A 24081-nucleotide genomic window follows, 5' to 3' on the forward strand; every position below is an offset into this window, starting at 1 on the left:
CCATTTGTTACCCGTTTCCAAAGGTGACGGAGAGCGCCCATGTCGAGAAAGCGTTTGGTGGTGACCATCGGCGGCACGGCCCTGTGTGCGCTGGCGATCGGCTATCTCATGCAGAACGCAGCCGACTCGGGCCTGTCGGTACAGGCCGGGGCCCGGCAACAGCTGCCGCAGCAGGCCGTCATCGCCCCGACTCCGGCCGAGATTGCCGACGAGAACCCGGCGCTGGAACTTGACGCCATCGCCTATACCTCGGCACAGCCAGATGTCCGGCCGCCCCGCCCCCTTTCCGTTCCGGCGCTGGACTCGGTCGGCGGCCGGGACATGAGGATACAGGCCACCACCGATTGTCCGATCACCGCGACCGTCCGGCCTGCTCCGAAGGCCTCCGTGGTGCTGGTGGTCGAGGCACCATGCGACCGCAACGCGCGCGTCACCATCCACCACAACGGCATGATGTTCTCCGAGAAAACCGATGCCGCCGGGCGGCTGGAACTCTCGATCCCCGCCCTGTCCGAGCGCGCCATCTTCATCGCCGCCCTTGCCGGCGGCCGGGGCGCTGTGGCCTCGACGCAGGTACCCGACCTCGCGGGGGTCGATCGGATCGCCCTGCAATGGGGCGACAACAGCGGCTTTGAACTGCACGCACTGGAATTCGGCGCGGGCTATGACGATCCGGGCCATGTCTGGTTCGGCTCGGGCGGTCCGGCGGCGGGGTCGAAGGGGTGGCTGGTCCGCCTGGGCCGGGGGGATATGCCTGCTTCGCAACAGGTTGACATCTATACCTTTCCGTCCGCAACCTCGGTCGCGTCCGGCACCGTGAAGCTGAGCGTCGAGGCCGAGATCACGGCGCTGAACTGCGGCCGGGACATCTCTGCCCAGTCGCTGGAGTTGCGAGGCGGCTCCCGCCTTCGCACCCGCGAAATTTCCCTCTCGATGCCGGATTGTTCCGCCAAGGGTGACTTTCTGGTGTTGAATAATCTGGTCGAAGACCTGAAGATCGCGTCGAGGTGATACGCAGGTCCAACCAGGGTTCGACATGACCATTCTGCGTGCGGCGGCGGTCGCCGCACTTTTTCTTGCAACCGCCCTGCCGCGCGCGGCTTTCGCCGAGGACGTCACCCTGACCTCGCCGGACGGGGCGGTTTCGATTTCAGGCGATCTGCTGGGCTTCGACGGGCAGTTCTATCGCGTCGATACGCAGTTCGGAGAGCTGACCGTGGACGGGTCGGGCGTCTCATGCGAAGGCCCCGGCTGCCCGAACCTGACCGATTTCGTGGCCGAGATCGCGCTTTCGGGGTCGTCGACGATGGCCGAAATCCTGCTACCGGCCCTGTTCGAGGGCTTTGCCCTGCGCGATGGGTACCGTGCCATCCGCGAAGACCGCGATGACGCAAATTTCGACTATGTCCTGACCCGGCCCGGCGCTTCTACCCCTGCGGCGCGCTTTTCGGTTCATGTCAGCAACACCGAAGAGGGGTTCGCCGATCTCCTGACCAACGAGGCCGATATCGTCATGGCGGTGCGCGAAATCCGCCCCGCCGAACGCGACCGGGCCTATGAGGCGGGTCTTGGCGACATGACCGCGCCGGGGCGCAGCCGGGTTCTGGCCCTGGATGCGGTGGTGGCGCTGGTGGCGCCGGAAAACCCGGTTCAGGCAATTTCGACCGTACAACTGGCGCGGGTGTTTTCCGGCGAGATTGCCAACTGGTCCGATCTGGGCGGGCCGGATGCGCCGATTTCGCTGCATCTTCCTGCCGACGGTTCGGGTTTTGCTCAGGCGGTCGAGGACCAGTTGCTGGGCCGCACCGGCGCCGCCCTGTCGGGCCGGGCAATCCGTTACGAACGCATGAGCACCCTGGCCCGCGCGGTCGCCGGGGATCCCTTTGCCTTGGGGCTTGGAAGTTTCGCCGAAGCCGGGCCGGCGCGCGCGCTGACCTTGACCGGCCCCTGCGGGTTCGGGCTGAACGCAAGCCGCACGACCATCAAGACCGAGGACTATCCCCTGACCGCCCCGATGTTCCTGTATCTGCCGGCTCGGCGGTTGCCGCAGGTGGGGCGCGACTTTCTCTCCTATCTGAGCAGCCCGTCGGCGCAGATCGTGATCCGGCGCGCCGGGTTCGTGGACCGGGCGCCCGAAACGATCCCGCTGGGGGTGCAGGGCGACCGCCTTGCCAATGCGATCACCGCCGCCGGAAAGGAAACCCCCATCGAAGAGCTGCAACGGATGGTTGCGCGGATGCGGGCGGCAAGCCGCCTGACCACCTCTTTCCGGTTCGAGCCGGGCTCGGCCAGGCCCGATGCGCAGTCGCGCGCGAATATCGAACAGCTGGCGCAGGCGCTCGAAGCCGGGCAATACGATGCCCGCGCGTTGCTCTTCGTCGGCTTCAGCGACGGGCAGGGTCCGGCGGCGGCCAACAGGCGTATCGCGCTCAAGCGCGCGCTGGCGGTCCGCGATGCGGTCCTGAAGGCCGCAACGACCATCCCGCCCGACCGGGTCGAGCTCGGGATCGATGCTTTTGGCGAGGCCCTGCCGATGGCTTGTGACGACAGCGACTGGGGTCGCAAGGTCAACCGCCGGGTCGAAATCTGGCTGCGCTGAAGGGATTCACAGATATCCTTCGGCGCGAAAGCTCAACTCACGCGACTTTCCGACGATCAGATGATCGTGAAGGATGATGCCAAGCGCGCTGCAGGCAGCCTCGATCCGGGTGGTCATGTCGATATCGGCCTGCGACGGGGTCGGGTCGCCAGAGGGATGATTGTGCACGAGTATCAGCGCCGAGGCGTTCAGTTCCAGCGCCCGCTTCGCCACCTCGCGCGGATAGACGGGGACGTGATCCACGGTCCCGCGCGCCTGTTCTTCATCGGCAATCAGCATGTTCTTGCGATCGAGATACAGCACCCGGAACTGTTCGGTCTCCCGATGCGCCATGGTGGTCCGGCAATAGTCCAGAACCGCATCCCAGCTCGATATGACATGCCGGTCCATGACCCGGGCGCGGGCCAGCCGATGGGCGGTGGCCTCGACGATCTTGAGTTCGATCACGACCGCTTCCCCCGCCCCCTTCACTCGGGACAGACGTTCGGGCGGAGCGGAAACGACGCCATTGAAGTCGCCGAACTCGTCCAGAAGCGCCCGTGCCAGTGGTTTGACATCGCGTCTCGGAATGGCGCGAAACAGAACCAGTTCCAGCAGCTCGTAATCCGGCATCGCCGCCGCGCCGCCGGCCATGAACCTCTCGCGCAGCCGCCGCCTGTGGTCGGCGATATATGACGGCAAACGCCCGGCAGGCAGCGGAGTGACCGGCGCCTCATCGGCGTCGAACAACGGCTTCTGAACCTCACGAAAGGCATCTCTCCGCGACATGGCCCGATCATGTGGCAAGGAGGGTGAATACGAGGTTAACACCCTCTTACTCTTGCCGGAAATACTCCGGGGGGTGCGGGGGGCAGAGCCCCCTGCGGAAAATCTCCGGGCGAACGGTCCTTCACTCAGCTTTTCATGCTGTCCCAGAAGGACTTGACCGTCGAGAAAAACGACTTCGACTCGGGATGGTTGTCCTCGCTCAGATCCTCGAACTCGCGCAGCAACTCCTTCTGCCGCGCGGTCAGGTTGACCGGAGTCTCAACCGCAAGCTCGATGAACATGTCTCCCATGCCACCGCCGCGCAGCGCGGGCATTCCCTTGCCACGCAGGCGCATCTGCCGGCCCGACTGGCTGCCGGCCGGGATCTGAACCCGCCCGCGCCCGCCATCGATGGTCGGAACCTCGATCGCCCCGCCCAGAGCGGCCGTCACCATGCTCACGGGCACGCGGCAATACAGGTTCACCCCGTCGCGTTCGAACAGCTCATGCGGCGCGACCTCGATGAAGATGTACAGGTCGCCCGGAGGCCCCCCGCGCATCCCGGCCTCGCCCTCGCCGGCCAGACGGATGCGGGTGCCGGTTTCCACGCCCGCCGGGATGTTCACGCTCAGCGCGCGGTCCTTGTGGACGCGGCCCTGACCGCCGCAGCTGCGGCACGGATCCTTGATGATCTGACCCATGCCCGAACAGGTCGGACAGGTCCGCTCGACGGTAAAGAAACCCTGCTGGGCGCGCACCTTCCCCATGCCCGAACAGGTCGGGCAGGTGGTGGGTTCGACCCCGCCTTCGGCACCGGTGCCGTTGCAGGCCGAACAGGAAACCGATGTCGGCACGTTGATGGTCTTCTGAATGCCCGAATAGGCCTCTTCCAGCGTCACCCGCAGGTTGTAGCGCAGATCCGCACCGCGCATGGCTCGCCGGCGACCGCCACCACGCGCGCCCATGATGTCGCCGAAAAGATCGTCGAACACGTCGGAAAAGGCGCTGGAGAAATCGCCGCTGCCGAAACCGGCGCCGGGACGCGGGCCGCCGCCCATGCCCCCCTCGAAGGCCGCGTGGCCAAAGCGGTCATAGGCCGCCCGCTTGTCCGCGTCCTTGAGAACCTCGTAGGCCTCGTTTGCTTCCTTGAACTGGGCCTCGGCTTCGGGGTTGTCCTTGTTCCGGTCCGGGTGCAGCTCCTTGGCCTTCCTGCGGTAGGCTTTCTTGATTTCGTCGGCCGATGCGCCCCTGCTCACGCCAAGGATGTCGTAATAGTCGCGTTTAGACATCGGTTCGCCCTTCTTGCCGCAAAGGAAACGGGCCGGCCCGTCGCCCGGACCGGCCCGCCCCCGTCTGGCTCATGCCTCAGCCACGCTTGCCATCGTCGAGATCCTCGAATTCGGCATCGACGATGTCGTCTTCGCTCGGACCGGCATCGGCCGCAGCGGGCTCTTCGCCGGCGCTCTCCTGGCTGGACTTGTAGATCGCCTCGCCCAGCTTCATGGCTGCTTCGGTCACGTTCTGGATGCCGGCGCGGATCTTGTCGGCATCGTCCTTCTCGATCTCGTCCTTGAGAGCGGCAATCGCCAGCTCGATGGCTTCGATCGTCGCCGGATCGACCTTGTCGCCATGCTCCTCGATCGATTTCTCGGTCGAGTGGATGAGGCTTTCGGCCTGGTTCTTCGCCTCGACCAGCTCCTTGCGCTTGCGGTCCTCCTCGGCATGGGCCTCGGCATCCTTGACCATCTTCTCGATCTCTTCGTCCGAGAGACCGCCCGAGGCCTGGATGGTGATCTTCTGCTCCTTGCCGGTGCCCTTGTCCTTGGCCGACACCGAGACGATGCCGTTGGCGTCGATGTCGAAGGTCACCTCGATCTGGGGCATGCCGCGCGGGGCCGGCGGGATGTCCTCAAGGTTGAACTGACCCAGCAGCTTGTTGTCCGCGGCCATCTCGCGCTCACCCTGGAAGACCCGGATCGTCACCGCGCTCTGGTTGTCCTCGGCGGTCGAGAAGATCTGGCTCTTCTTGGTCGGGATGGTGGTATTGCGGTCGATCAGCCGGGTGAACACGCCGCCCAGCGTCTCGATGCCCAGCGAAAGCGGGGTGACGTCGAGCAGCACCACGTCCTTCACGTCGCCCTGCAGCACGCCGGCCTGGATCGCCGCGCCCATGGCCACCACCTCGTCGGGGTTGACGCCCTTGTGCGGCTCCTTGCCGAAGAACTTGGTCACTTCCTCGACCACCTTCGGCATCCGGGTCATGCCGCCGACCAGAACCACCTCGTCCACGTCCGAGGCCGAGATGCCCGCATCCTTGAGCGCCGCCTTGCAGGGCTCAAGCGTGCGCTTGATGAGGTCGGAGACCAGCGATTCCAGCTTGGCCCGGGTCAGCTTCATCACCATGTGCAGCGGCTGGCCGCTGTTGGGGTCCATCGAGATGAACGGCTGGTTGATCTCGGTCTGGCTGGAGCTGGACAGCTCGATCTTGGCCTTTTCAGCGGCCTCCTTCAGGCGCTGCAGGGCCATCTTGTCCTTGGTCAGATCGACGCCATGCTCCTTCTTGAACTCGTCGGCCAGGTAGTTGACGATCCGCATGTCGAAATCCTCACCGCCGAGGAAGGTGTCCCCGTTGGTGGATTTCACCTCGAACAGGCCGTCGTCGATCTCCAGGATGGTGATGTCGAAGGTGCCGCCGCCAAGGTCATAGACCGCGATCGTCTCGGAGTTCTTCTTGTCCAGGCCATAGGCCAGCGCCGCCGCGGTCGGCTCGTTGATGATCCGCAGCACTTCCAGGCCGGCGATCTTGCCGGCGTCCTTGGTGGCCTGGCGCTGGGCGTCGTTGAAATAGGCGGGCACGGTGATGACCGCCTGCGTCACTTCCTCGCCCAGGAAGGATTCGGCGGTTTCCTTCATCTTCTGCAGGATGAAGGCGGAAATCTGCGAGGGCGAATACTTCTCGCCGCGCACTTCGACCCAGGCATCGCCATTGCCGCCATCGACGATCTTGTAGGGCAGGTTCTTCTTGTCCTTGGCCAGATCCGGGTCGTCGATGCGACGGCCGATCAGGCGCTTGATGCCGAAGATGGTGTTTTCGGGGTTGGTGACGGCCTGGCGCTTGGCCGGCTGGCCGACCAGCCGCTCTTCTTCGGTGAAGGCGACGATCGAAGGCGTCGTGCGCGCGCCTTCCGCATTCTCGATCACCCGCGGTTGCGAGCCATCCATGATGGCAACGCAGCTGTTGGTGGTGCCGAGGTCGATTCCGATGACTTTGCTCATTTGTTCGATCCCTTTTCAATTCAAGGCGATTACCCGAGACCCGAACCCGTTACGGCATCCCGGCCCCGATTTGCGGTGCGCGGAAGGTTCTGCATATCCGCGCGTCCCGGCGTATATAGGGACAGGAAAAGAGGGCTGCAACCGTCGCGCATCGACGGGTTTCACGAATCTGTGAGCAATTTGGCAATACTCTGGCAAGGGATGCCGGGAGATGACGGAAAAGCTGGTGATCCGGGGCGTCGAGCTGTGGAAATCGTGGCTGGACGAAGGGGCCCAGGCCAGGTTGCTTGCCGCCCTTCGGCCGGTGCTGCAGGCGGCGCCGGCCTTCTCGTCCGAGACGCCATGGGGCCGGCGCATGTCGGTGCGGATGACCTCGGCGGGGCGGTACGGGTGGTATTCCGACCGCCGGGGCTATCGCTATGTGACACGTCACCCTTCGGGAAATCCGTGGCCCCCCATCCCGGCCGAGGCGCTTTCGATCTGGAAATCCGTTACCGGCCTTGCACGCGAACCCGACTGTTGCCTGATAAACTGGTACGGCGAAGGGGCGCGGATGGGGATGCACCAGGACCGGGACGAGGCCGACTTCTCGTGGCCCGTGTTGTCGGTTTCGCTGGGCGACGATGCGCTGTTCCGGGTGGGGTCCGCCACCCGCGGCGGTCGCACTGAATCGGTGTGGCTGAAATCGGGTGATGTCGCGGTGATCGGGGGCGCCGCCCGCCTGGTTTTTCACGGTATCGACCGGATCCGTTTCGGTTCGTCCCGGTTGCTGCTGGAGGGCGGGCGGATCAACCTCACGCTTCGGGTCGTGGACTGACGTTTCAGCCACGCGCGGCCCAACTGCGCGAGATGCGACGGCGGGTGAAGAATTCGCCCATCAACCCGACCGTCATCAGCACGATTCCGACCCAGAACGCGTATTCCCAGGTGCTGAAATGCGGGTTGTAATTGATGAAGATGAACCCGCGTGCCTGGTCGATGATATGGAACAGCGGGTTCCAGTCGAACATCGCCAGCATGAAGGCCGGCAGCGTGTTGGCGACGAACATCTTGCCCGAGGCGATCATGTTCGCGCGGCGATAGATCATCATCAGGATGTTGACCAGCGATGGCGCCCACGGCTTGAGCGCCAGGAACACCATGCCCACGCAGCAGCCGGTGAACCATGCCAGCAACAGCATGCCCAGCGAAGGGACCGGCTGATCAATGGTGATCGGGGTGAAGGCCGTGTGATACACGAAAAGAATCGCCAGAACGGTCAGAACCTGGATGTAAAGCGATGCCAGCGCCCCGGACACCACCGACACCATCGTGTTCATGGGACCGTGAAGCATCAGCGGACTTGTCGGCCCCTCGGCCCCGGCAACCGCCTGCACGGCCTTGATATGGGTCAGGTACATGAAGATGCCCGACAGCAGGTAAAGCAGGAAGTCGCCGCGGATTGCCGTCTTGCGCAGGCCGAGAACCGCGAACATCAGGTAGAAGACCGCGACGAATATGAGCGCCTGCGACAGGTTGATGAGAATCGCCATGAAGGCATTCCTGTGCGTGGCGCGCACCTTGCGAACGGCGGTGTGAAAGACCACCTCGGCGAAGATGAAGGCGCCGTGCAGACGCGACCTTTGCACCCGATATTCGAACATCTGCCCTCGATCCGAAATCTCTGCCCTGATTGCACGGAATTCTTGCCGTTCCGTTACGCAGGCAGCATAAGAAGCCGCGCAACGATAATCAACAAATCACAGCAATGGAGCATTTTTGTGACCCATGACGCCCTGATCCCGGTGATCCGAAGGCTGGCGCTGGCCGCTGGCGACAAGATCATGGAGATCTACGAGTCCGACGATTTCGAGGTCAAGGTGAAATCGGACGACAGCCCCGTCACCGCCGCCGACGAGGCCGCCGACGCGATCATCTCGGCCGGGCTGCGCGAGGCCTTTCCGGAGATGATGCTGGTCACCGAGGAGCAGGCCGCATCGCATTCCACAACCGGCGATACCTTCCTGATCGTCGATCCGCTGGACGGCACCAAGGAATTCATCCACCGCCGCGGCGATTTCACCGTCAACATCGCCCTGGTCGAAAAGGGCCAGCCGACCCGCGGTGTTGTCTATGCGCCGGCCAGGGGGCGGATGTTCTATACCCTGCCCGACGGACAGTCGGTGGAAGAGGAGGGCCCCTTCGACCGCGACCACCCCGGCCGGACCCGCCCCATCCATGTCTCCACCCCGGACAATGACGCGCTGATGGTGGTGGCGTCCAAGTCCCACCTGACCGACGAAACCCGCGCCTATATCGCCAGATACCGGGTCCGGGATTTCAAGAGCGCAGGCTCGTCGCTGAAATTCTGCCTTGTCGCCACGGGCGAGGCCGACCTCTACCCCCGTGTCGGGCGCACCATGGAATGGGACACCGCTGCCGGGCACGCGGTTCTGCTGGGGGCGGGCGGCAAGGTGGTGCGCTTCGACGATCACACGCCGCTGACCTACGGCAAGGAAGGTTATGCCAACCCCTACTTCATCGCCTACGCTCCCGGCGTGGAGCTGAAGGCGCCCTGATGACCGTCCTCGTCGTCATACCCGCCCGTTACGCCTCGACCCGCTATCCGGGCAAGCCGCTGGTTCCGCTGAGGGGGGCGACGGGCATCTCGCGCAGCCTGATCGAACGGTCATGGCTGGCCGCCGGATCGGTTGAAGGGGTGGACAGGGTGGTGGTGGCCACCGATGACGACCGCATCCGCGCCGCCGCCGAAGGCTTCGGCGCCGAGGTGGTGATGACCTCCTCGGCCTGCCGGAACGGCACCGAACGCTGCGCCGAGGCCCACGCGGCGCTGGGCGGCGGTTACGACATCGTGGTCAACCTTCAAGGCGATGCGCCGCTGACCCCGCCATGGTTCATCGAGGAACTGGTGCAGGGCCTTCGTGCGGCGTCCGATGCCGGGATGGCGACCCCGGTGCTGCGCTGTGACGGCGCGGCGCTGGCCGGGCTGCTGAACGACCGCCGCCATGGCCGTGTCGGTGGCACCACCGCCGTCTTCGCCGCCGATGGCAGCGCGCTCTATTTCTCCAAGGAGGTGATCCCCTTCACCCCCGAACCCGCAGCCGGGGACGAACCGACCCCGGTCTTTCATCACGTGGGCGTCTATGCCTACCGCCCCGACGCGCTTGCCGCCTATCCCGGCTGGTCCATCGGCCCTCTGGAACGGCTGGAGGGGCTGGAACAGCTGCGATTCCTCGAAAACGGCCGCAAGGTCCTGTGCGTCGAGGTCGAGGCGCGCGGGCGGCGGTTCTGGGAACTGAACAACCCCGAGGACGTCGCCCGGATCGAGGCCATGATGGCGGAAATGGGGCTGGAATGACCGCCCCGCTGTCGGTCAGCGTGGTGATCGTCAGCCGCCATCGGCCGGATTTCCTGCGGCGATGCCTGATCGGGGTGTCGCAGCTCTTCCACCCCAGGTTCGAGGTCGTCGTCGTCGCCGATCATGCCTCCTGCGCGGGTCTCAGGGCGCTGCCCCAGGCGGCCTTCGTCAAGATCGTCGAATTCGACGACGCCAACATATCCGCCGCGCGCAATGCCGGCATTGCCGCGGCCGCGGGCGAGATCATCGCCTTCATCGACGACGACGCGGTGCCCGAGCCCACCTGGCTGGATTTCCTGGTCGTGCCCTTTGCCGACCCTCAGGTGGCGGCTGTGGGCGGATTCGTGCGCGGGCGCAACGGCATCAGCTGGCAGTCCCGCGCGCGCGTGGTCGATCCGACCGGCGCCACCCGGCCGCTGGAGGTGCCGCCGAACCGGGTTTCGATCCTGCCGCCCCCGCGCGAGGGCGCGGTCAGGACCGAGGGCACCAACATGGCGCTGCGCCGCGACCGGCTTGCGGCGCTGGGCGGGTTCGACCCGCGCTATCGTTACTTCCTGGATGAAACCGACCTGAACCTGCGCCTTGCCGCGACCGGGGCAAGCACCGGCATCGCGCCTCTTGCCCAGGTCCATCACGGCTTTGCCCCGGCGCCCCATCGCCGCGCGGATCGCGCGCCGCGGGACTTGCGCGAAATCGGGGCCAGCTGGGCCGTCTTCCTTTCCACTCATTGCGGTGCGGGCCGGCGCGAACAGGCATGGCGGCGCGTGCAGGAAGAAGAACGAAGGCGGGCGCTGCGCCACATGGTCTCCGGCGCGCTGGAGCCCCGCGACGTGCGCCGGCTGCTGCGCGGGCTGCGGCAGGGATATGCGGAGGGGCTGCAGCGCGCCGCCCTGCCGATGCCGCCGCTGGCCCCCCCGACCGAACCGTTCCGGCCCTACCCGTCGCGGCATGAGGGCCGCCCCATCCTGATCGCCGGCCGGCTGTGGAGCCGCGCCCGCCAGCGCCGGCGCGCCCGCACGGAAGTGGCCGCCGGCAACACGGTGACGGTGATGCGGTTCACCCTGAGCGCGCTGTTTCACCGGGTCCGGTTCACCCGGGACGGATACTGGGAACATACCGGAGGCGTGTTCGGCCGCAGCGAGCGCGATCAACCGCTGTTCCGGCTGTGGACTTTCGCCGGCCGCGTCCATGCCGAGGCGGAAAGGATCCGCATCGTGCGCGGGCTGGACGAATTTCAGGGCGAGCGGCGCGGCATGTTGCCTATTTGAGGACAATGGGTTGAAACTTTGTTGCGTTTGTCATGATGTTAACCCATTCCAGTTGTATAAGGCCGCGGTTATCGGTCGAAAACTTGAACGAGGGTTGAGGTCATTCCATGCGCAAGAAGGTCACCAAGGCAATTTTTCCTGTCGCCGGTCTGGGCACGCGGTTTCTGCCGGCCACGAAGTCGGTGCCCAAGGAAATCATGACCCTGGTGGATCGTCCTCTCGTCCAGTACGCGATCGACGAGGCCCGCGCCGCCGGGATCAAGGAATTCATTTTCGTCACCTCGCGCGGCAAGGGCGCGCTGGAGGATTATTTCGATCACGCGCCGGCGCTCGAACAGGAGCTGCGCCGGAAGAAAAAGACGAAGCTTCTGGAGATCCTCAAATCCACGAACATGGACAGCGGCGAGATCGCCTATGTCCGGCAGCACAAGGCGCTGGGCCTGGGGCATGCCGTCTGGTGCGCCCGGCGGCTGATCGCCAACGAACCCTTTGCCGTGATCCTGCCCGATGACGTGATCGCGGCCGAAAAGCCCTGCCTGCAGCAGATGGTGGAAGCCTACGAGGAAACCGGCGGCAACATCGTCGCGGCGATGGAGGTTCCGCCCGAAAAGGCCGGCGCCTACGGGGTGCTCGACGTGGCCGAGGACATGGGGCCGGTGGTTTCCGTCAAGGGCATGGTGGAAAAGCCGAAGGCGGAAGAGGCGCCATCGAACCTCGCGGTGATCGGGCGCTATATCCTGACGCCTTCGGTGTTGCAGAACCTGAACCGGATGAAACAGGGCGCGGGCGGGGAAATCCAGCTGACGGACGCGATTGCCGCGGATATCGAGGCGGGCAACCCGGTCTTCGGATACCGCTTCCGCGGGCAGCGGTTCGACTGCGGGTCCAAGGCGGGTTTCCTTCAGGCGACGGTCGCCTTCGCGCTGGCGCGCGACGATCTGCGCGAGGAACTCTGGCAGTATCTCAACGAGATCATTCAGGTCGACAAGGCCGCGCAATAGGCCGGACTGCGGGGGCGAGGCGTGACTCATGTTCTGGTGACGGGGGGCGCGGGCTATATCGGCTCGCACGCCTGCAAGGCGCTGAAGGCGGCGGGCTTCGTGCCCGTCACCTACGACAATCTCGTGACGGGGTGGGAGGACGCGGTCAGGTTCGGCCCGTTCGAGCGCGGCGATCTGATGGACCGCGCGCGGCTGGACGAGGTATTCGCCCGCTACCGCCCGGTGGCGGTGATGCATTTCGCCGCGCTCAGCCAGGTGGGCGAGGCCATGTCCGAGCCGGGCCGCTACTGGCGCAACAATGTCTGCGGGTCGCTGACCCTGATCGAGGCCGCGGTTGCGGCCGGATGCCTGGATTTCGTCTTTTCCTCGACCTGCGCGACCTATGGCGAACATGACAACGTGGTGCTGAACGAGAGCACCCCGCAGGAGCCTCTCAACGCCTATGGCGCCTCCAAGCGGGCGGTCGAGGACATCCTGCGCGACTTCGAGGCCGCTCATGGCCTGCGCCACGTGATATTCCGCTATTTCAACGTTGCCGGTGCCGACCCCGAGGGCGAGATCGGCGAACATCACCGCCCCGAAACCCACCTGATCCCGCTGATGCTGGATGCGATCGACGGCAAGCGGCCGGCGCTGACCGTGTTCGGGACCGATTACGACACCCCCGACGGCACTTGCATCCGCGATTACGTCCATGTCTGCGATCTGGTGGATGCGCATGTGCTGGGCCTGAAATGGCTGCAGGAGGGCAGGGGAAGCCGGGTCTTCAACCTCGGCACCGGCACCGGATTCTCGGTGATGGAGGTGATCGAGCAGTCCCGCGCCGTCACCAACCGCGCGGTGCCCTTCGAAATCGGCCCGCGCCGGGCGGGGGACGCGACCAGGCTGGTCTCGGGCTCGGTCCGCGCGGAAAAGGAGTTGGGTTGGAAGCCCACCCGGTCCAATATGGGCACCATGATCGCCGATGCCTGGAGATGGCACCAAACTGGCCACTACGACAAATAGCCCCCCGCCCGCGCGGCTTCTGGACATCACCCGGCTGATCCGCCGGGCGGGACGGACGCCCACGGGCGTCGATCGGGTGGTGTCGGCCTATCTGCGCCACCTCGCCACCCGCCCCGAACCCCTTTTCGCCCTGGCCCGCACCGCTCTGGGCCATATCCTGCTGGACCCCGACGGGGTGGCGGGCATTGCCGGGCGTCTCGACGGGCGCGTGCCCTGGGGGGCGGCAGATGCGTTGTCGCGCCTGGCGCGGGGCAGGCCCGAAGCGGTGCGCCGGGCCGAAAGCGACCTGCGCCGGCTGGCGCTGGATCGCTGCCTGCCGCCGGGCCTGCCGAAGATGCTGCGCCGGCATCTGCCGCCCGGTTTTGCCTATCTGAATGTCGGGCATTCCAACCTGACCGATCGCGTGCTGTCAGCCATCCGCCACGGCGCGAAGGGACGGGTGGTTGTGCTGATCCATGACGTGATCCCGCTGGAATTCCCGCAATATCAGCGCCCCGGCACGGCCGAGGCGTTCCGCGCCATGCTCAGGCGGGTGCGGGCGCATGCGCATCTGGTCATCTACAATACCGCCGACACGCGTCGCCGGGCCGAAGCATGGATGCGCCGCTGGGGGCCGGCGCCGCCGGCTGTCGTGGCGCATCTGGGTGTCACCGTGGCGCAGCCGGGGAAACTGCCCGGCGGGTTCGATCCGGCAAGGCCGTGGTTCGTCACGCTCGGCACGATCGAGCCGCGCAAGGGCCACGATCTGCTGCTCGACATCTGGGACGAAATGCAGAGCGAGTCCGGCTCCGACACGCCGCAACTGCTCATCTGCGGGGCGCGGGGGTGGATGAACGACGCGGTTTTCGCCCGCCTCGACCGGCTGGGCCCGGACAGCCCCGTGCGCGAAATGCCGGGCCTTTCGGACCCGCAGGTCGCGGCGCTGATCCGGGGCGCGCGGGCGCTGCTGCATCCCAGCCGCGCCGAAGGGTTCGGCCTGCCCCCGGTCGAGGCGGCGGCCCTGGGAACGCCGGTCATCTGCTCGGATCTTCCGGCCATCCGCGAGGTGCTGGGTGACATGCCTGTTTACGTGCCGGAAACGGATCGGTATCAATTTGGAAAAGAGATCGAAAACATGAGGCAGCAACAGGAGAGACCGGCAATCGCAAGGGGGAAGTTCGCCCCGCCAGGTTGGGCAAATCACTTCAACGTTGTCTTGAAGGTCACCTGACGCGCCGACGCGCGCCGGGCGACACGGGACGAAGGGGCAGGAAAACGTGGGCGTATGGCAGTCATACCGCCTGAGGCTCCAGCGCAAGCGCTGGAAGATCCGCGCGTTTCGCAAACGCCGCGAACTGAAGCTTGTTGCCGATCGAAGCGGGCAGATCCGACCCGATGACATCCTGCTGTTCTGCACCCAGCGCAACGAAAAGATGCGCCTGCCCTATTTTCTGCGCTACTACCGCGATCTCGGCGTCAATCATTTCTTTTTCGTGGACAATGACAGCACGGACGGGTCTCTGGACTATCTGGCGAAACAGCCGGATGTTTCGGTCTGGCATACCCGTGCCAGTTACAAGCGGGCGCGTTTCGGGGTCGACTGGCTGAACTGGCTGCAACGGAAATTCGCGCATGGTCACTGGACGCTGACCGTGGATCCCGACGAGTTCCTGATCTACCCGTTCTGCGACACCCGCCCGCTGCGTGCGCTGACCGACTGGCTGGACGCCTCCTCGATCAAGTCGTTCCCGGCGATGCTGCTGGACATGTATCCCAAGGGCCGGATCGACGAACAGCCCTACGAGGCCGGGCAGAACCCGATCGAGATTGCCTGCTGGTTCGACAGCGGCAATTACACGATCAGGCGGAACAAGCGGTTCGGAAACCTCTGGATCCAGGGCGGACCGCGCAGCCGGGTGTTCTTTCCCGACAGGCCGGAGAAGGCTCCGGCGCTGAACAAGATCCCGCTGGTCAAGTGGAACCGCGCCTATACCTATGTCAGTTCGACCCACATGCTGCTGCCGCGGGGGCTGAACCTCGTCTATGACGAATGGGGCGGGGAAAAGGCCAGCGGCATCCTGCTTCACGCCAAGTTCCTCGATACCTTCACCGCCAAGGCCGCGGAAGAGTTGAACCGCCGGCAGCACTATGCGGCCTCGGTCGAATACAGGGCCTATGCAGAGAAGCTGAAGGACAACCCGGACCTGTGGTGCAAATGGTCCGAGAAATACATCAACTGGCGGCAGCTCGAGATTCTGGGGCTGATGTCCAAGGGAAACTGGGCATGACGCGGCGCGACGACGGCTTCATGTCGGTGGGCATCATCATGCTGGTGCACACCGCGCTGGACCGGGCCGAGCAGGTCGCCCGGCACTGGACGGCCGCGGGCTGCCCGGTGGTGATCCATGTGGACCGCAAGGTGCCCCGCAAGGTCTTTGCCGAATTCCGCAAGGCGGTCTCGGACGATCCGCTGATCCATTTCAGCCGCCGGCACACATGCGAATGGGGCACCTGGGGCATCGTCGCGGCAACGCAATCGGCGGCGGAACTGATGCTTGCCCGCTTTCCCGAGGTGCGGCATGTCTATCTGGCCTCGGGCTCCTGCCTGCCGCTGCGCCCGGTGCAGGAGCTGATCGACTACCTTGCCGAACGCCCGACCACCGACTTCATCGAAAGCGCGACCACCTCGGACGTGCCCTGGACGGTGGGCGGGCTGGACGAGGAACGCTTTACCCTGCGGTTTCCGTTCTCGTGGAAGAAGCACCGCCGCCTGTTCGACGGATATGTGGAGCTTCAAAGGCGCATCGGCTTCCGGCGCCGGATCCCCAACGGCATCGTGCCGCATATGGGCAGCCAGTGGTGGTGCCTGACGCGGCGCACCCTTTCGGCCATCCTGACCGATCCTGACCGGCCGCTCTATGACCGCTATTTCCGGCGCGTCTGGATCCCCGACGAAAGCTATTTCCAGACGCTTGCCCGGCTGTATTCCGAGAAGATCGAGAGCCGCTCGCTGACCCTGTCCAAGTTCGACTTCCAGGGCAAGCCGCACATCTTCTACGACGACCACCTGCAACTGCTGCGCCGCTCGGACTGCTTTGTCGCGCGCAAGATCTGGCCGCGAGCCGAACGGCTCTACCAGGCCTTCCTCGGCGACGGCGCGGCCGACATGAAGCGGACCGAGCCGAACCCCGGCAAGGTGGACCGCATCTTCGCCAAGGCGGTCGAGCGCCGCACCCGCGGCCGCCCCGGTCTGTACATGCAAAGCCGGTTTCCGAATTTCGGCTGGGAAAACGGTCTGACCTCAAGCCCCTATTCGGTGTTCGAGGGCTTTGCCGAGCTGTTCGAGGATTTCGAAACCTGGCTGGCACGGGCCACTGGCGCGCGCGTGCACGGACACCTTTACGCCCCCGAACGGGTCGAATTCGCCGGCGGCGAAACCATGATGAACGGCGCGCTGTGCGACAGCGCGAAAACGCGCGACTACAACCCGCAGGCCTTTCTGACCAGCCTGATCTGGAACACCAGGGGCGAACGGCAGTGCTTTCAGTTCGGTCCGCGCGACAATCAGAAGATCGGCCCCTTCTTCGCCCGTGATCCCAATGCCCAGATTTCGGTCATCACCGGCGCCTGGGCGGTGCCTCTGTTCAAGTCGAACCGCAATTTTGCCGAGCTGAGAAAACTGGCAGCGAAACTCCAGAAGATCGAGGCCGATCACCTCGACGTGCTGCGCAACCAGTGGTCGAAGGCGCGTATCCGCATCTGGACCATGGCGGAATTCGTCGAAGCCCCGATGGAGCCGATCCAGACCATCATCGACGAGATCGCTCCGGCCAGCCAGCGGCGGCTGACCGAGGCGCCGAAGATGGTCAACCTTGCCGGTTTCGGGCAGTTTCTCCAGAATCTGAAGAACCAGGGAATGCACCCCTACCTGATGGGAGACTTCCCGATCACGCATGACAACCCGAGCGACCGCCGCCCGGTGCGTCGGCCATATCTCGTGCGGTAGGAGGCGGGCAGCATGACCAGCCCCTTCGACTACTTCATCATGTTCGCCGAGATGCGGACAGGCTCCAACTTTCTGGAGACGAACCTGAACGCGCTGGGCGACGTGGCCTGCCATGGCGAGGCCTTCAACCCGCATTTCATCGGCTACCCCAATCGCGACGAGATCCTGGGCATCACCCGGGAAGAACGCGACGCCGATCCGCTGAAGCTGATCGCGGCGATCAGGAACCAGCCCGGCAAGCTGGGCGGGTTCCGCTATTTCCATGACCACGATCCGCGGGTTCTGGACATCGCCCTGGACGATCCGCGCTGCGCCAAGATTATCCTCACGCGCAATCCGCTGGACAGCTATGTTTCGTGGAAGATCGCGCAGGCCACGGGGCAGTGGAAGCTGACCAACGTGAAGCGTCGCAAGGAGGCAAAGGCGCGCTTCGATGCCGCCGAGTTTGCTGCCCATGTCGAGGCCCTGCAGGACTTCCAGGTGCTGATCCTGAACCGGTTGCAGAAAAGCGGGCAGACCGCCTTCTACATCGCCTACGAGGACCTCCAGGATGTCGGGGTGATGAACGGGCTGGCGCAGTGGCTGGGGGTGCGCGGCCGGCTTGAGGCACTGGATCAAAGCCTGAAACGCCAAAACCCCAGCCCGATCGTCTCCAAGGTTTCGAACCCTGACGAGATGATGGCGGCCCTGTCCGGCCTGGACCGTTTCAACCTGACGCGCACGCCGAATTTCGAACCCCGCCGCGGTCCGGCGGTGCCTTCCTATGTGGCGGCTGCCGAAACGCCGATTCTGTTCATGCCGATGCCGGGCGGGCCCGGCGCGCAGGTGCGGGCATGGCTGGCGGCGCTGGATCGCGTGGACGAGGGCGACCTGCCCGGCCGGATGACCCAGAAACAGCTGCGCCAGTGGAAACGCGCCCACCCCGGGCACCGCAGCTTCACCGTTCTGCGCCATCCCGTCGCCCGTGCCCATTCGGTGTTCTGCGAACGGATCCTGTCCACCGGCCCGGGCAGCTTCGCCCGTATCCGCGAAACCCTGCGTCGCCAGTTCCGCCTGCCGATCCCCAAGGACGGGCCGGGCGAGGATTACACGCTTGACGCGCACCGCGCCGCCTTTGTCGCCTTTCTCGATTTTGCGCGGGCCAGCATGGCCGGGCAGACCTCGATCCGGGTTGACCCGGAGTGGTGTACACAGGCGCAGGCGCTTTCGAATTTCGGTGACTTCCTGCCGCCCGACTTAGTCCTGCGCGAGGCAGAGCTGCACGACTTTCTGCCCGACCTCGCGCGGCGTCTGGGCCATGATGATCCGCCCGCGCCACGACCCGCTCCGCCGGAGAAGCCAGTGGCACTGGCCGAGATCTACGACGAGGCGCTGGAGGCGAAGGTCGCCGAGATCTATCAGCGCGACTATCTGATGTTCGGTTTCACCGCGTGGGACGGCACGCCCGGGGGGGCATAAGAAAACCCCGGCCCATCGGGCCGGAGTCGGGTTCCGTCATCTCGGAAAATGCCGCGCGGCGCCGTTCTACGCCGCCTGAACCGGTTGCGGTGCGGTCAGCAGCGCGTGCAGCTTGGCGGGATCGGCATTCGCGCGCAGCTTTGCGCACATGGCCGGATCGCGCAGGGTCCGGGATACCAGTGCAAGGGCCTTGAGATGCTCCACCCCCGCATCTTCGGGCGCGAACAGCGCAAACGCGATGTCCACCGGCTGCCGGTCCACCGCGCCGAAATCGATCGGCTTTTCCAGCAGAAGGAACACGCCGGCCACGCGATCAAGGCCGGGCATGTGCGCATGCGGAAGCGCGACCCCGTGGCCGACACCCGTCGGCCCGAGGCTTTCCCGCTCCAGCAGCGCATCGACCGTTTCCTGGGAGTCGAGGCCATAGGCGCCCTCGGCCAGATCCCCGATCTCCTGAAACAGCCGCTTCTTGCTGGATGCGGCGGACAATACCTTGACCGCCTCGGGCTTGAGGATGTTGGAAAGTTCCATCGGTGCGTGCTCCGTTCTGGCCCGTCACTAGGTGGCGGGCGTCAGTCCCGGATCCTCAGGGATCGATCCACCCGATATTGCCGTCGTCGCGTCGATAGACGACATTGAGTTCGTTCTTGCCTTCGTTGCGGAAAACCAGCACGGGGGCCCCGGCAAGTTCCATCTGCATGACCGCTTCGCCCACCGACAGGGACGGAATCGCTGTTTCCATCTCGGCAACGATGATCGGCTGCAGCGTTTCGGGTTCCTCTTCCTCGTGCGATTCGTCCGCGGCGAGGATGTACGAGGACGCGCCGAAAAGTTCAACCGGCTCGGTCCGCGTCCGGTGATGGTCCTTCAGGCGGCGTTTGTAGCGCCGCAGCTGCTTTTCCATCTTGTTGCAGCACGCATCGAACGCTGCATAGATTTCATCGGCCGAGGCCTTGGCCTGCGCGGTCAGACCGGTCGAGAGATGGACCGTGGCCTCGCATACATATTCATGCGCCGAACGGGAAAAGACGACATTCGCGTCTGTCGGACGCTCGGCGTATTTCTTGACCACCGTGTTCAGCTCCGTCTGCACGTGTTCCTGCAGGGCGGTGCCGATGTCGATCTGTTTTCCGCTGATTTGGTAACGCATGTGATCTCCTTCGCGATTCGCACCCGTCCTGTCGCCGGCGGGCCGGCAGGTCGTCAGGTCCGGGTGTCGGGAAATGGCCGCGTGTCAGGTTGTATTCGATCCTCGCCTTCGCGGAAGGCCTGACCCCGTACTGCAACAACCTGCTTTCCAGCCATGCTTCCATTCAGGCGCGGACGGCCCGAAGAGTCAACGCATGAGGACAAGTTTTCGGCAAAATCCGCCGCACCGGCGGCAACGCGCCGCAATGCCTGTCAGGAAATGCGGAAATTCTCGCCGAGATAGACGCGGCGCACGTTTTCGTTGTCCACGACTTCTTCCGGGGTGCCCGACATCAGCACCTGACCATCGTGCAGGATGTAGGCGCGGTCCACGATCTCGAGCGTTTCACGCACGTTGTGGTCGGTGATCAGCACGCCGATGCCGCGCGTCCTGAGGTCGCCGACAAGGTGCCGGATGTCCCCGACCGAGATCGGATCGACACCGGCAAAGGGTTCGTCCAGAAGCAGGTATTTCGGTTCGGCGGCCAGGCAGCGGGCGATCTCCACCCGCCGACGTTCGCCGCCCGACAGGGCAAGGGCCGGGGCGCGGCGCAGATGTTCGATCGAAAATTCCGAAAGCAGCTCTTCCAGCCGTTCGCGCCGCTTGTGCCGGTCCCTCTGGGTGATGTCGAGAACCGCAGCGATGTTGTCCTCGACGCTGAGTCCGCGAAAGATCGACATTTCCTGCGGCAGGTAGCCGATTCCCAGCCGCGCCCGGCGGTACATCGGCAGGGTGGTAACGTTCTGCCCGTCGATCGTAACCCGGCCGGCCTCGGGAAAGACGAGGCCGGCGACTGCGTAGAAGGTCGTCGTCTTGCCCGACCCGTTCGGCCCCAGCAGCGCCACCACCTCGCCCCGGTTCAGCGTCATGGACACGTCGCGGATCACGGTCCGTCGCCGGTAGGACTTGCGCAGCTTGTCCATCCGCAGCCCGGCCGAGCCCTCGGCGACGGTGAGTTCCGGGGATCGCGCCATCAGTCGCCTTCCGGCTTGATGATGGTCTTGACGCCGCCGGTCATGTTGGCGGTGCCATCGGTCAGGTTGACCGTCATGCGATCGGAGGTCAGCGCGTTCGGCCCCTGTGTCAGCAGGACATTTCCTGTCATGACGATGACGCCCGAGGCAACCGTGTATTCGGCCCGATCCGAACGGGCCGCGTCGGGTCCGTTGACCAGAACCACGTCGCCGGTTGCGACCAGCCGCTCGATCCCGTTCCCTTCTTCGGCATAGATCACCAGCACCTTGTCGGCAGACAGGCGCATCTCGCCCTGTCCCACCACGACGCCGCCCGAAAACAGCGCTGTGCCGTCGGCCTGGTTGACGTCCAGTTGCTCGGAGGTGATCTCGACCGGCAGGGTCGGATCTGCCTTGAGGGTTCCGAACGCGACGCGGGTTCCCTCGGCGCGCAGGGCCGTCGCGCCCAGGATCACGAGCATCGTCAGAATGGCGGCGCGCAGTCGGATCACAGTCTAGTCTTTCTTCTTTGCCGGATCATATATCAGCTTGACGCCATTCTTGAAAAGCATGTGCAGCGGGTCACCCCTCTTTTTCGCCGCATATTCCATCTTTCCGGCCTCCAGATCGCCCATCGGCCCGGTGGCGCGGACCGGGCCGGGGGTTTCGCCGGCGACGATGTCGATGCGCGCGTTCAGCTGTTCGGTCCAGACCCTGATTCCGGTCGAGGTAACGATTTTCACGTTGCCCGCGAATCGCGCCCGGTCCTGCCCGGGGCTGACCGAAACCCTGTCGGCTTCCAGTTGCAGGCGCACGCCGTCGGCCATCACGATCCGGCCCGAGACGCCCTCGGCCTCCGAGGGTTCGTCCGGCCCCCCGGGGTGGAGCAGCTCGGCCTGCACGACGATATCGCCGCCATCCGTCGTCGTGCCCGAGAAATAGGGCCGGGTGATCTGCCGGCTTTCGACCCGCTCGGCCACGGCCCTCTCGGAAAAGGGGATGGTCGCGGTGGGGACGACGCTGCGCGACAGCAGGAACAGCGTTGACAATATCCCCAGCGCTGCAAGCGGCAGCAGCACCTTCAGCAGGGCAACCATGCGGGAGTAGCGATCCACCGCGCCCCGTGCCCCCCTCAGCCCAGACCGGCCCGCAGGCAGTCATGGATATGCAGAAGGCCCAGTGGCCGGGGCGGTCCGTCTTCGGGGGTGACGAACAGGCAGGTGATCTTGCGCCGGTTCATCAGCGCCACCGCTTCTTCGGCCAGGGCGTCGGGGCCGATCGTGGTCGGGTTCGGGGTCATCACGTCGGCGGCCGCCAGATCGAGCAGCCCGGCCATGTGCCGGCGCAGGTCGCCATCGGTGATGATGCCGGTCAGGGAGCCGTCATTCCCGGTCACGCCGGCGACGCCGAAACCCTTGCGGCTGATCTCGATCAGCACCTCGCCCATGGGCGTCTGCGGTCGCGCCAGGGGCAGGGCGTCGCCGGAATGCATCAGGTCGCGGACCTTGCTCAGCCGCGCGCCCAGCTTGCCGCCGGGGTGGAAGTCGCGGAAGTTTTCGGGGGTGAAGCGGCGATGCTCCATCAGCGCAATCGCCAGCGCATCGCCCAGCGCCAGCGTCATCGTCGTCGAGGTCGTCGGCACGATGCCGTTGCCGCAGGCCTCTTCCGCCCGCGGCAGCACCAGCGCCACGTCGGATTGCCGCAACAGGGTCGATTCGGCCCGCGCCGCCACCCCGATCAGCGGGATGCCGAAGCGGCGGGTATGGGCCACGATGTCGGCCAGTTCGGGCGTCTCGCCGGAATTGGACAGCACCAGCGCCACGTCCCCGCGGGCGAGCATGCCCAGGTCGCCATGGCTGGCCTCGGCCGGGTGGACGAACTGCGCCGGGGTGCCGGTGCTGGCCAGCGTCGCCGCGATCTTGCGCGCCACATGGCCGGACTTGCCCATGCCGCTGACGATCACCCGCCCGCGCGCATTCAGCATCAGCTCCACCGCGCGGTCGAAATCGCCACCCACCCCCTCGGCCAGCTGCGCCAGCGCGGCGGCCTCGATGCGGATGACCCGGCGGGCGATATCCTGGTAACTGCCGGTCATGAGTGGGCGAAGATGTCCGTGTCGGGCCAGCCTTCCAGATCCAGCCGCGCCCGCGTCGGCAGGAAGCCGAAACAGGCCTGCGCCAGTTCGGCCCGCCCCTCGCGCGCCAGCCTGCGGTCGAGTTCCTCGCGCAGCCGGTGCAGGTAGAGGACGTCCGACGCCGCATAGTCGAGCTGCGCCTGGCTCAGCGTCTCGGCGCCCCAGTCGCTCATCTGCTGCTGTTTCGAGATGTCGATGCCCAGCAGCTCTTGGGTCAGGTTCTTCAGCCCGTGCCGGTCGGTATAGGTGCGCACCAGGCGGCTGGCGATCTTGGTGCAATAGACCGGCGCGGCCAGTACCCCGAAGGCGTGATACAGCGCGGCGATGTCGAAGCGCCCGAAATGGAACAGCTTGAGCACCTTCGGATCGGCCAGCATCGCGCACAGATTGGGGGCGCTGGTCTGGCCCTTCTCGATCTGTACGATATGGGCATTCCCGTCGCCACCCGACATCTGCACCACGCACAGCCGGTCGCGATGCGGGTTGAGCCCCATGGTTTCGCAGTCGATGGCGACCACGGGCCCCAGATCAAGCCCGTCGGGCAGGTCGTTCCTGTAGAGGTGGTTGGCCACGTCGTCCGTCCTTGCGCCAGTGCCGCCCGAGTTGGCGGCCCTGCGCCGAAATAGGCTCTTTGGCCTGCGAACTCAACCGGGGCCGCCCATGCCCCCTGACGGAAAAGGGCCGCCCCGCCGGGGCGACCCTTTTCGGAAATTCGCGTCGAATTGCGAACTCAGCCGTTCACGCTGTCCTTGAGGGCCTTGGCGATGGTCATCTTGACCACCTTGTCGGCTTCCTTCTTGAACTGCTCGCCGGTCGCGGGGTTGCGGACCATGCGTTCGGGCCGTTCGCGGCAGTAGATCTTGCCCACCCCCGGAATGGTGACGGCACCGCCCGCAGAGACTTCGCGGGTGATGACATTGGCAATCGCCTCGAGCGCGGCGGCGGCGGCTTTCTTGTCGGTGCCCATTTCTTCGGCCAGAGCGGCGACGAACTGGGTCTTGGTCATCGGTTTTGCCATTTCTTGGTCTCCATCATCTGCCCGAACCTTTTGGGCCTCGCGGCATGACTTTAACGGTATCTGGTGGGGTAGCACAACGAATTGTGGGTC

24 protein-coding genes are annotated in these 24081 nt (G+C 65.4%); 12 read left to right on the forward strand and 12 right to left on the reverse strand.

All coding sequences use genetic code 11. The features are described from left to right. Positions 1-39 precede the first annotated feature (39 nt). Complete coding sequence (locus ACZ5CM_RS01335; protein WP_464640572.1) at positions 40-1011, forward strand: hypothetical protein; 972 nt, start codon at positions 40-42, stop codon at positions 1009-1011. Positions 1012-1036: 25 nt separating this feature from the next. After that, a complete protein-coding gene (locus tag ACZ5CM_RS01340) occupies positions 1037-2599 on the forward strand; it encodes a phosphate ABC transporter substrate-binding/OmpA family protein (protein WP_464640574.1) in 1563 nt (520 codons plus the stop codon). A gap of 6 nt (positions 2600-2605) precedes the next feature. On the opposite strand, the gene radC is transcribed toward ACZ5CM_RS01340, so the two are convergent. The 3 genes from radC to dnaK form a co-directional block, all read right to left on the reverse strand. Beyond that, positions 2606-3367, reverse strand: a complete 762-nt coding sequence (radC, locus tag ACZ5CM_RS01345) for a RadC family protein (RefSeq protein ID WP_464640576.1) — start codon at positions 3365-3367, stop codon at positions 2606-2608. A gap of 125 nt (positions 3368-3492) precedes the next feature. Beyond that, positions 3493-4635, reverse strand: coding sequence for a molecular chaperone DnaJ (dnaJ, locus tag ACZ5CM_RS01350; RefSeq protein WP_464640577.1), 1143 nt, complete (start codon positions 4633-4635; stop codon positions 3493-3495). Between the two features lie 76 nt (positions 4636-4711). Then, entirely contained in the window at positions 4712-6622 is a 1911-nt protein-coding gene (gene dnaK, locus ACZ5CM_RS01355) for a molecular chaperone DnaK (protein WP_464640579.1), read from the reverse strand. Positions 6623-6833: 211 nt separating this feature from the next. Between dnaK and ACZ5CM_RS01360 the strand changes: the two genes are divergently transcribed. Beyond that, on the forward strand, positions 6834-7439 hold the full coding sequence (locus ACZ5CM_RS01360) for an alpha-ketoglutarate-dependent dioxygenase AlkB family protein (RefSeq protein ID WP_464640581.1): 606 nt from the start codon (positions 6834-6836) through the stop codon (positions 7437-7439). Between the two features lie 4 nt (positions 7440-7443). Here the strand turns inward: ACZ5CM_RS01360 and ACZ5CM_RS01365 are convergent, their stop codons facing one another. Further along, positions 7444-8265 carry an ABC transporter permease gene (locus tag ACZ5CM_RS01365; protein ID WP_464640583.1) on the reverse strand — a complete coding sequence of 274 codons (822 nt, stop codon included), beginning with the start codon at positions 8263-8265 and terminating at the stop codon, positions 7444-7446. A gap of 117 nt (positions 8266-8382) precedes the next feature. Here ACZ5CM_RS01365 and cysQ point away from each other — a divergent pair, with 117 nt between their 5' ends. From cysQ to ACZ5CM_RS01410, 9 genes are all read left to right on the forward strand, one after another. Further along, on the forward strand, positions 8383-9180 hold the full coding sequence (gene cysQ / locus ACZ5CM_RS01370) for a 3'(2'),5'-bisphosphate nucleotidase CysQ (protein WP_464640585.1): 798 nt from the start codon (positions 8383-8385) through the stop codon (positions 9178-9180). Then, complete coding sequence (locus ACZ5CM_RS01375) at positions 9180-9980, forward strand: 3-deoxy-manno-octulosonate cytidylyltransferase (protein ID WP_464640586.1); 801 nt, start codon at positions 9180-9182, stop codon at positions 9978-9980. Before cysQ ends, ACZ5CM_RS01375 begins: the two co-directional genes overlap by 1 nt. Continuing rightward, positions 9977-11248, forward strand: a complete 1272-nt coding sequence (locus ACZ5CM_RS01380) for a glycosyltransferase family 2 protein (protein ID WP_464640588.1) — start codon at positions 9977-9979, stop codon at positions 11246-11248. Before ACZ5CM_RS01375 ends, ACZ5CM_RS01380 begins: the two co-directional genes overlap by 4 nt. A gap of 107 nt (positions 11249-11355) precedes the next feature. Beyond that, a complete protein-coding gene (gene galU / locus ACZ5CM_RS01385) occupies positions 11356-12249 on the forward strand; it encodes a UTP--glucose-1-phosphate uridylyltransferase GalU (RefSeq protein ID WP_464640590.1) in 894 nt (297 codons plus the stop codon). A gap of 21 nt (positions 12250-12270) precedes the next feature. Then, on the forward strand, positions 12271-13254 hold the full coding sequence (gene galE / locus ACZ5CM_RS01390; protein WP_464640592.1) for a UDP-glucose 4-epimerase GalE: 984 nt from the start codon (positions 12271-12273) through the stop codon (positions 13252-13254). Then, on the forward strand, positions 13214-14464 hold the full coding sequence (locus ACZ5CM_RS01395) for a glycosyltransferase family 4 protein (RefSeq protein ID WP_464640594.1): 1251 nt from the start codon (positions 13214-13216) through the stop codon (positions 14462-14464). Before galE ends, ACZ5CM_RS01395 begins: the two co-directional genes overlap by 41 nt. A gap of 46 nt (positions 14465-14510) precedes the next feature. Beyond that, entirely contained in the window at positions 14511-15521 is a 1011-nt protein-coding gene (locus ACZ5CM_RS01400; protein WP_464640595.1) for a glycosyltransferase family 2 protein, read from the forward strand. A 20-nt stretch (positions 15522-15541) separates the two neighbouring features. After that, positions 15542-17239: a DUF5927 domain-containing protein gene (locus tag ACZ5CM_RS01405; protein ID WP_464642452.1), complete on the forward strand. Its 1698-nt coding sequence runs from the start codon at positions 15542-15544 to the stop codon at positions 17237-17239. A gap of 12 nt (positions 17240-17251) precedes the next feature. Then, positions 17252-18697 (forward strand): sulfotransferase family 2 domain-containing protein, encoded by a 1446-nt coding sequence (locus ACZ5CM_RS01410; protein ID WP_464640598.1) that lies wholly within the window; start codon positions 17252-17254, stop codon positions 18695-18697. Between the two features lie 66 nt (positions 18698-18763). Here ACZ5CM_RS01410 and ACZ5CM_RS01415 read toward each other — a convergent pair whose 3' ends face one another. From ACZ5CM_RS01415 to ACZ5CM_RS01450, 8 genes are all read right to left on the reverse strand, one after another. Then, a complete protein-coding gene (locus ACZ5CM_RS01415; protein WP_464640604.1) occupies positions 18764-19228 on the reverse strand; it encodes a PTS sugar transporter subunit IIA in 465 nt (154 codons plus the stop codon). Between the two features lie 55 nt (positions 19229-19283). Next, entirely contained in the window at positions 19284-19847 is a 564-nt protein-coding gene (hpf, locus tag ACZ5CM_RS01420; protein ID WP_464640606.1) for a ribosome hibernation-promoting factor, HPF/YfiA family, read from the reverse strand. A 251-nt stretch (positions 19848-20098) separates the two neighbouring features. Next, entirely contained in the window at positions 20099-20860 is a 762-nt protein-coding gene (gene lptB / locus ACZ5CM_RS01425) for an LPS export ABC transporter ATP-binding protein (RefSeq protein WP_464640608.1), read from the reverse strand. Next, positions 20860-21351 carry a lipopolysaccharide transport periplasmic protein LptA gene (gene lptA, locus ACZ5CM_RS01430; protein ID WP_464640610.1) on the reverse strand — a complete coding sequence of 164 codons (492 nt, stop codon included), beginning with the start codon at positions 21349-21351 and terminating at the stop codon, positions 20860-20862. Before lptA ends, lptB begins: the two co-directional genes overlap by 1 nt. 3 nt (positions 21352-21354) lie before the next feature. Continuing rightward, positions 21355-21954 carry a hypothetical protein gene (locus tag ACZ5CM_RS01435; protein ID WP_464640612.1) on the reverse strand — a complete coding sequence of 200 codons (600 nt, stop codon included), beginning with the start codon at positions 21952-21954 and terminating at the stop codon, positions 21355-21357. Positions 21955-21971: 17 nt separating this feature from the next. Further along, on the reverse strand, positions 21972-22934 hold the full coding sequence (locus tag ACZ5CM_RS01440; RefSeq protein ID WP_464640614.1) for a KpsF/GutQ family sugar-phosphate isomerase: 963 nt from the start codon (positions 22932-22934) through the stop codon (positions 21972-21974). Further along, positions 22931-23545: a ribonuclease D gene (locus tag ACZ5CM_RS01445; RefSeq protein ID WP_464640616.1), complete on the reverse strand. Its 615-nt coding sequence runs from the start codon at positions 23543-23545 to the stop codon at positions 22931-22933. The genes ACZ5CM_RS01440 and ACZ5CM_RS01445 overlap by 4 nt, the downstream gene beginning before the upstream one ends. Before the next feature lie 158 nt (positions 23546-23703). Further along, on the reverse strand, positions 23704-23991 hold the full coding sequence (locus ACZ5CM_RS01450; RefSeq protein WP_464640618.1) for an HU family DNA-binding protein: 288 nt from the start codon (positions 23989-23991) through the stop codon (positions 23704-23706). Positions 23992-24081: the final 90 nt, after the last annotated feature.

It is taken from the genome of Piezobacter thermophilus, assembly GCF_055386745.1.

What these genes read in the sequence shown, in the direction of transcription:
- ACZ5CM_RS01335 (WP_464640572.1), top strand. Translation starts at nt 40, where the DNA reads ATGTCGAGAAAGCGTTTGGTGGTGACCATCGGCGGCACGGCCCTGTGT.
- ACZ5CM_RS01340 (WP_464640574.1), top strand. Translation starts at nt 1,037, where the DNA reads ATGACCATTCTGCGTGCGGCGGCGGTCGCCGCACTTTTTCTTGCAACC.
- radC (WP_464640576.1), bottom strand. Translation starts at nt 3,367, where the DNA reads ATGTCGCGGAGAGATGCCTTTCGTGAGGTTCAGAAGCCGTTGTTCGAC.
- dnaJ (WP_464640577.1), bottom strand. Translation starts at nt 4,635, where the DNA reads ATGTCTAAACGCGACTATTACGACATCCTTGGCGTGAGCAGGGGCGCA.
- dnaK (WP_464640579.1), bottom strand. Translation starts at nt 6,622, where the DNA reads ATGAGCAAAGTCATCGGAATCGACCTCGGCACCACCAACAGCTGCGTT.
- ACZ5CM_RS01360 (WP_464640581.1), top strand. Translation starts at nt 6,834, where the DNA reads ATGACGGAAAAGCTGGTGATCCGGGGCGTCGAGCTGTGGAAATCGTGG.
- ACZ5CM_RS01365 (WP_464640583.1), bottom strand. Translation starts at nt 8,265, where the DNA reads ATGTTCGAATATCGGGTGCAAAGGTCGCGTCTGCACGGCGCCTTCATC.
- ACZ5CM_RS01375 (WP_464640586.1), top strand. Translation starts at nt 9,180, where the DNA reads ATGACCGTCCTCGTCGTCATACCCGCCCGTTACGCCTCGACCCGCTAT.
- ACZ5CM_RS01380 (WP_464640588.1), top strand. Translation starts at nt 9,977, where the DNA reads ATGACCGCCCCGCTGTCGGTCAGCGTGGTGATCGTCAGCCGCCATCGG.
- galU (WP_464640590.1), top strand. Translation starts at nt 11,356, where the DNA reads ATGCGCAAGAAGGTCACCAAGGCAATTTTTCCTGTCGCCGGTCTGGGC.
- ACZ5CM_RS01395 (WP_464640594.1), top strand. Translation starts at nt 13,214, where the DNA reads ATGCCTGGAGATGGCACCAAACTGGCCACTACGACAAATAGCCCCCCG.
- ACZ5CM_RS01405 (WP_464642452.1), top strand. Translation starts at nt 15,542, where the DNA reads ATGTCGGTGGGCATCATCATGCTGGTGCACACCGCGCTGGACCGGGCC.
- ACZ5CM_RS01410 (WP_464640598.1), top strand. Translation starts at nt 17,252, where the DNA reads ATGACCAGCCCCTTCGACTACTTCATCATGTTCGCCGAGATGCGGACA.
- ACZ5CM_RS01415 (WP_464640604.1), bottom strand. Translation starts at nt 19,228, where the DNA reads ATGGAACTTTCCAACATCCTCAAGCCCGAGGCGGTCAAGGTATTGTCC.
- hpf (WP_464640606.1), bottom strand. Translation starts at nt 19,847, where the DNA reads ATGCGTTACCAAATCAGCGGAAAACAGATCGACATCGGCACCGCCCTG.
- lptB (WP_464640608.1), bottom strand. Translation starts at nt 20,860, where the DNA reads ATGGCGCGATCCCCGGAACTCACCGTCGCCGAGGGCTCGGCCGGGCTG.
- ACZ5CM_RS01440 (WP_464640614.1), bottom strand. Translation starts at nt 22,934, where the DNA reads ATGACCGGCAGTTACCAGGATATCGCCCGCCGGGTCATCCGCATCGAG.
- ACZ5CM_RS01450 (WP_464640618.1), bottom strand. Translation starts at nt 23,991, where the DNA reads ATGGCAAAACCGATGACCAAGACCCAGTTCGTCGCCGCTCTGGCCGAA.